General features: G+C 34.1%; 6 protein-coding genes. All 6 read left to right on the top strand.

Annotation, left to right across the window (positions count from 1 at the left end; all coding sequences use genetic code 11):
• The first annotated feature begins 22 nt into the window (after positions 1 to 22).
• The 6 genes from QNJ50_RS22095 to QNJ50_RS22070 all read left to right on the top strand — a co-directional run bounded on the left by QNJ50_RS22095 (position 23) and on the right by QNJ50_RS22070 (position 6,794).
• The gene (locus QNJ50_RS22095; RefSeq protein ID WP_300639538.1) at positions 23 to 799 is read left to right on the top strand and encodes a WecB/TagA/CpsF family glycosyltransferase; all 777 of its coding nucleotides are present in this window, start codon (positions 23 to 25) and stop codon (positions 797 to 799) included.
• Positions 800 to 942: 143 nt separating this feature from the next.
• Positions 943 to 1,902, top strand: coding sequence for a beta-1,6-N-acetylglucosaminyltransferase (locus QNJ50_RS22090; RefSeq protein ID WP_300639535.1), 960 nt, complete (start codon positions 943 to 945; stop codon positions 1,900 to 1,902).
• Between the two features lie 24 nt (positions 1,903 to 1,926).
• On the top strand, positions 1,927 to 2,892 hold the full coding sequence (locus tag QNJ50_RS22085) for a glycosyltransferase family A protein (RefSeq protein ID WP_300639532.1): 966 nt from the start codon (positions 1,927 to 1,929) through the stop codon (positions 2,890 to 2,892).
• A gap of 38 nt (positions 2,893 to 2,930) precedes the next feature.
• Positions 2,931 to 3,878, top strand: coding sequence for a glycosyltransferase family 2 protein (locus QNJ50_RS22080; protein WP_300639529.1), 948 nt, complete (start codon positions 2,931 to 2,933; stop codon positions 3,876 to 3,878).
• A gap of 436 nt (positions 3,879 to 4,314) precedes the next feature.
• Positions 4,315 to 5,685, top strand: coding sequence for a flippase (locus QNJ50_RS22075; RefSeq protein WP_300639526.1), 1,371 nt, complete (start codon positions 4,315 to 4,317; stop codon positions 5,683 to 5,685).
• Between the two features lie 35 nt (positions 5,686 to 5,720).
• Positions 5,721 to 6,794: a nitroreductase family protein gene (locus QNJ50_RS22070; RefSeq protein ID WP_300639523.1), complete on the top strand. Its 1,074-nt coding sequence runs from the start codon at positions 5,721 to 5,723 to the stop codon at positions 6,792 to 6,794.
• Positions 6,795 to 6,854 lie beyond the last annotated feature (60 nt).

Raw genomic sequence — 6,854 nt, 5'->3', positions numbered from 1 at the left:
TGTTCCTAAAGAAACAACAGCTTTGAGTGTATATTTATTAGGAAGACGAATAGATTGCATGAATGTATCTTCAATTGCTGAAACAATAAAAAAAGCATGTATCGAAAATCAGAAAATAACTCTTGCAAGTTATAATATCCATGGTTTTAACTTATCGATGCAATTGCCTTGGTATTATAGATTTTTACAAGATGCAGATATTACTATATGTGACAGTGTAGGAATATTAAAAGCAATCAGTTTAATGGGACTGGATTTGCCCTTAGATTATCGAGCTTCTTATACTCTATTAATGCCGAAAGTACTAGAAATTTGCAACCAACACGAATTATCAATATTTTTATTGGGTGGAAAACTTGAATATTTACAAAATGCGATTGATAATTTGAAAAATCAGTATCCTAAGGCTTACTTTAGCGGACACCATGGGTATTTTGACAAAGAAGATCCAGAAGCAAATAAAGCTATAATTGAGCAAATCAATGATATCAAGCCTAATATTTTGCTGGTAGGAATGGGAATGCCAATTCAAGAAAATTGGGTGCACAAACATTGTGGGAGTCTAAAAGTCAATACAATTATGATTGGTGGAGCAATTATTGACCGCATGGCTGGAATTGTTCCTAATTGTCCCCACATAATATCTAATGCTGGCTTTGAATGGCTATATCGCCTATTACGTGAACCTAAACGCCTTGCTGTTCGTTACTTACTAGGAAATCCAGCTTTTATGCTGCATCTTGTTTTTGCAAGACTCAATAAATTTAAACTACAAGTAAAAATCACACCAAAGCTATAAAGTATTGATTGAAACTAAATAATTATATTTTCTATTAGGTGGATACTCACTATTATTTATAAATTTATACTTTTTAAGAACTGGTATACAATCAACAAATCATAGTTATTGATATCATAAAGCTATGATTTAATTGATAAAAAATGAAATTTTTTTATTTTATACGTATTCATGAAACTAACGAGCAAACTTATCGTTTGATTGAATATATAAAAAAATCAAATACTAGTAACGAGATAATATTGAGTTATGATTCTTCTAGTTCTGATTTAGACGTAGAAAGTTTAAAATATTCTTGTTCTAAGGTGATCGATATTGAGGGTAGACGTGGAACCTTTCTGTTGATTGAATCTTATTTAAAAGCGATGAAATGGTTAATTGATAACCGTGTAAGCTATGACTGGTTGATTAACCTATCTGGGCAAGATTATCCGGTTAAACCAATTTCAGAAATCGAATCTTTTTTGTCGGAAACTAATTATGATGCTTTCATAGAATACTTCAAAGTTTTTTCTTCAGAAAGTCATTGGAGTATACAAGAAGGTGAAAGCCGTTATTTATTTAAATATCAGGCATTTGATATGCTGAATAAATATCCAAATTGGATAAAAAAATTACTTTTACCAACAAAATTAATTAACTATGTACAACCTGGTATTAGAATAAATTTGGCATATGAAATGTTAGGTTTAAGAAATTTATCATTATTCCAAAAAATATTCAATGATGATTTTATTTGCTATGGTGGTTCTTTTTTTATGACTTTATCTAGAAGATGTGTAGAATATTTACATGATTTTTGTCAGAATCATCCTGAAGTAATTGAATATTATAAAAGAGTATGCTTGCCAGATGAATCTCTGATACAAACAATATTAGTCAATAGTAAAAAATTTAATTTGTGTAATGATAACAAGCGTTATATAGATTTTTCTCAAACATCCAATGGACGCCCTAAAATTTTAACAATAAATGATTATGAATCAATTATGCAAAGTGATGCTCATTTTGCAAGAAAATTTGACATGTGTGAAGATAGCAGCATCTTGGGCGTCTTAGATCAAAAATTTACTAAGTTTGTAGGTAATAGTGAATTTTTATAGATTAATATTTAAAGGATATTAATAATGTCTAGAGTACCAAAAGTTAGTGTTATTATTCCTGCTTACAATGTTAGTAAGTACATAAAAGAAGCTTTAGCTTCTTTAGAGGCACAAACATTTATAGATTTTGAAGCCTTGATAGTAGATGATGGTTCAACTGATGATACTCCAACTGTAGTACAAAAATTTTGTCAGCGAGATTCTCGCTTTAAGTTATTGCAAAAATCCAATGGAGGCTTGTCGTCAGCACGCAATTATGGAATGCGTCATGCACAAGGCGAATATATTGCTCTACTCGATGGTGATGATACTTATCACAAAGATAAATTAGCAACTCATATTGCTAGACTATATCATAAAAATGATATTGGGGTTGTTTATAGTGCTTCCCGAGCAATTCGCGACGATGGGAAACCAACATTTATCACCTTAAGTGGTAAACCAGTACGCTCTAATACCTTAATAGCTTTGTTGTGCAAAAATTTCGTCGGACACGGTTCTAATGCAGTCTTTCGTCGTTGTTTAATCGATGAAGTCGGCGATTTTGATGAAAATTTACGTAGCTGGGAAGATGTGGATTTTTGGTTACGCATAGCTGCATTGCAAAAATGGCGTTTTTATAGAGAAAAGCGTATTTTATGCAACTATCGTGTTCGTCCTTCTGGGCTATCCTTTAATACAGTACAAATGCAAATTTCCGGGGAACAAGTAATCAAAGCTGCTTATCAACGTTCGCCAGACTTGATCGAGCCTATGTTACCAACTGCTTATGCTTATATGTACCGCTACTTAGCGCGCTTATGCCTTCAAAGTGGTGATATAAAACCAGCAGGTGATTTCATTGAGCAGGCTTTAAATTACGACAAATCGATTTTTTATCGAGATATACGAGCGCTGTTGACTCTTATTTCCGTTGGTTTGTCACCATTAGCAAAATTAGTTATTGGAGCTTCTCTTGGCAAAAACAAAATATTATCAAGTAAAAACTGAGACATACATTTATTGTTCTTGAGTAGGAGAAATTTCCGTTGCAACCTTTAGTCAGTGTAGTTATACCTACTTATAAAAGACCGCAATTAGTCAAAAGAGCGGTTGAAAGTGCTTTGAGTCAAACTCTTGACCAGATAGAAGTTATCGTTGTCATGGATGGTCCAGATGAAGAAACGAGTAAAGTTCTCGGAAATATAGAAGATACCCGCCTTAAAGTAATTGAACTGCCAACAAATCAAGGTAGTCGTGCGGCTCGTAATGCAGGGGTAAGGGCTGCTATAGCTAAATGGATAGCTTTATTAGATGACGATGATGAGTGGCTATTTAATAAGTTGGAATTGCAGTTAGAAGCCGGACAAAATTCTCAATATGAGCTTCCTGTGATTACATCGTTTATTACTGTTAGGACGCCAAAAAGAGATGGGATTTGGCCTCGTAGAATTCCTGAAGAGAATGAACCTCTAAGTGAATATTTGTTTGTTCGTAATACTGGCTTTCAAGGAGAAGGATTAATCCATACTTCGACAATTTTTACTACTAAAGAACTGCTAAATAAAGTCCCCTTTAATACAGACATCCAGAGGCATGATGATTGGGACTGGCTTTTACGAGTAATTACTCAAAAAGGAGTAGGTGTGGAATTTGTGCAGCAAGTATTATCGATATGGCATCTGGAAGAAGCACGTCCAAGTTTAAGTAAAAGTAGTAAATGGCAATTTTCTTTGAATTGGATTCGAGACAAACTAGACTTGGGCTTGGTAACACCAAGAGCTTATTCATCATTCATTTTGACTGAAGTTAGTGCTAGAGCAGCAAGTTCAGGAAATATCAGAGTGTTTTGGATTTTATTAGTGGAAGCTATTAAACGTGGTAAACCAGAATCAAAAGATATTCTCTTATGCATTGGAATGTGGATTATTCCTCCCAAAGTGCGAAGTTGGTTACGACACTTATTAACAGTAAAACTTAAAGAATTATCTATTTAAAGTTTCTTCTTTATCGTGTCTATTACTTTTTAAAAATATTTCATACAAAGCATCGAATGATCACAGTGATAGAAAAAAGTATCTTGGTATATTTCATTTTATTTTATGCACTCACATACTTTGGTTCATTTAGGTAATCACAAAATTAGAAGCCAAATAACAATACCTTCGCCAATTTACGAGGGTGAGTTGATGTGTAAACTCCCATTTCTCCGACGCTTGGCAAAAACAACAAGTCCTAAAAATTCCTTCACTGTTTTACGCAAAGCTATTTTTAACGTGTTGCTTACAGTATAAAGGTTCTAAGAACTCAGAATATCTTATAAGTGAAACACTAATATATGGGTATTTTTGCCATTTTTACCACAATTTTTTTAGGCTCCTATTTTGGCAAAGGTATTGAAATAAGCAAAATCTTACCATCATAAGTTAGATTATGAAATCTCAAGCGTGGATTAGGTTTTTACCTAACCCCATCAAAAATAAGCTAAACAATAAACAAGGGTTACAAAAAATACTTGGTAATGCAGGGTGGCTTTTAGTAGAGTCTGCATTGAGGATGAGTATTAACCTCTTAGTAGGAATTTGGCTAGCAAGATACTTAGGACCTAGTAATTTTGGTACTTATAATTATGTTTTATCCCTAATATCGCTGTTTGGACCAATATCTGCCTTAGGACTAAACGGAATTGTGACACGGGATATAGTTCGCAATCCTCAAGAAGACAAAGAGATTCTGGGGAGCGCATTTATCTTGCGTTTAGTAGCAAGTTGTATCAGTCTGGTTTTAGTGGTTGGTAGTTACTGGTTACTACGCCCAGAAGACGAACTGATCAAAGTATTAATTTTGATTCTTTCAGTAGGTAATTTATTTAGTGCTTTTCAAGTCATAGACTTTTGGTTCCAATCAAAGGTTTTATCTAAATATGTCGTTCTTTCTAGGACTGCCACATTGCTTATAGGTACGGTAGCCAAAATATTCCTCATTGCCACTAAAGCCCCCTTAGTTACATTTATAATAGTCTCCGCTACAGAAATTATTCTTTTGGGCATTAACTTAGTGATCGCATATCGTATCCGTGGCGGCAAAATAATGGAGTGGCGTTTAAATTTTTCTTGTGCCCAAACTCTACTTTCCCAATCTTGGCCCCTAATAATTTCGGGTTTTGGGGCAGTCATCAATCTCAAAATTGACCAAGTAATGTTGGGAGAATTAAGTACAACAGCGACAGTAGGAATTTATGCGGTAGCTGTTAGACTTTCTGAAGTTTGGTATTTTATTCCAGAGGCGATTGCTTCTTCTATATTTCCCTCCTTACTCAAAAGTAAAGAACAAGGTACAAAAATATATAAGTCTAGACAACAACAACTCTATGATTTATTAGCCTGCGGTGCAATGGTCATAGTCATCCCAACGACTTTGATTGCGACACCACTATTGACAAGTTTGTATGGAGAAGCATATCGGGAATCTGGATTGATTCTTTCAATACATATTTGGGCAAGTATATTTATTTTTATGCGTTCGGCATTAAGTAAGTGGTTGATAGCTGAAGATTTATTTATATTTTCCTTTGTTACCCACGGTTTAGGAGCAATTGTAAATATCATTCTTAACTTATTTTTAATTCCTAGTTATGGAGGGATCGGAGCAGCTATAGCAACAGTAATGTCTTATGCTACTTCCTCATACTTAGCGCTATTTGTTCATAAAAAAACTTTAAATTCTGGTTATATGATGACACTTGCATTGATTACTCCCATAAGATTATTACTGAAAAAAACGAAAATTGATAACCAAAAATAAGTAATGATTTACCTGTATATTTTTATAGACAAAAAATGACCAGTATACTAATAAATGTAGCTAAAAAATTAATTCCCAGAAGTGGAATTATTAAAATTAAAAAACTACAAGCATTTTTCACAGAGCTAAGCTTACGTTTGTGGGTCTACTCTAAATGGACTAGTTGGCTATACTACAGCATTGTGTCAAAGGCTTTCTGGCGAGAACAATATGGCGTGATTTACGGGAAGTTGAAATTTTACGAAAATCTCAAACTAGGCAAAGATAGTAACTTCTTGCTAAGGCGCAATATTCATCGCTTGGAAAAGGGATTAATTATGAAACCCAGGCGAAATATATTTGCCATAACGTACATAGAAAATACATTAAATCTCTACGAAAAAGCTCTTGCTGTCAGGGATAAAAATGGAACGTTAGAATTACAATGGGCACATGATGTACTAAAGCAATATTTCAGCGTTGTTGGCTTTCACCCGATAATTGATCCACTTAAAACAAAATTTTTCAGTTTTCAGGCTATTAATGGGGAAACACAATTTGTTCCTTACAAGAGAGACCCAAGTATACTTCCTCCAGTCAACTATGAACAGTTTATGGAATTATCTATTAGACGTCGTTCAGTACGTTGGTATTTACAAAAACCAGTACCAAGAGAGTTAATTGACAAAGCAATTATGGCAGCTACTCTTTCACCCAGTGCTTGCAATCGTCAGCCATTTGAATTCCGTATCTTTGACGATTCAGAAATGGTGCAGAAAGTAGCTGCCATCCCCATGGGTACAGCAGGCTTTCACCATAACTTCCCAGCAATTATTGTTGTGATTGGTAAATTAAGGGCTTATGTGAGTGAACGTGATCGTCATGTTATTTATATTGATGCCTCTCTTGCTTCTATGACATTTATGTATGCATTGGAGACTTTAGGTTTAAGCTCATGTCCGATCAACTGGCCTGATTTGGACCCACAAGAAAGTCAGATGACATCACTAATTAATTTAGAACCAGACGAACGTGTGGTAATGCTAATTTCTGTTGGTTATTACGATCCAGAGGGAATGATTCCTTATTCACAAAAGAAACCCTTAAATCAGATTCGCAGGTATTGTTAGTTTTCAATTTACTCTAGAAAAGTAAATTATTTTTGTAAACCTTATTAAACTATAGAAAGA

Origin of the sequence: Mastigocoleus sp. MO_188.B34, assembly GCF_030065675.1 — a bacterium.
Lineage (GTDB): Bacteria > Cyanobacteriota > Cyanobacteriia > Cyanobacteriales > Nostocaceae > Mastigocoleus.
This window is presented reverse-complemented; position numbering and strand designations above follow the sequence as displayed.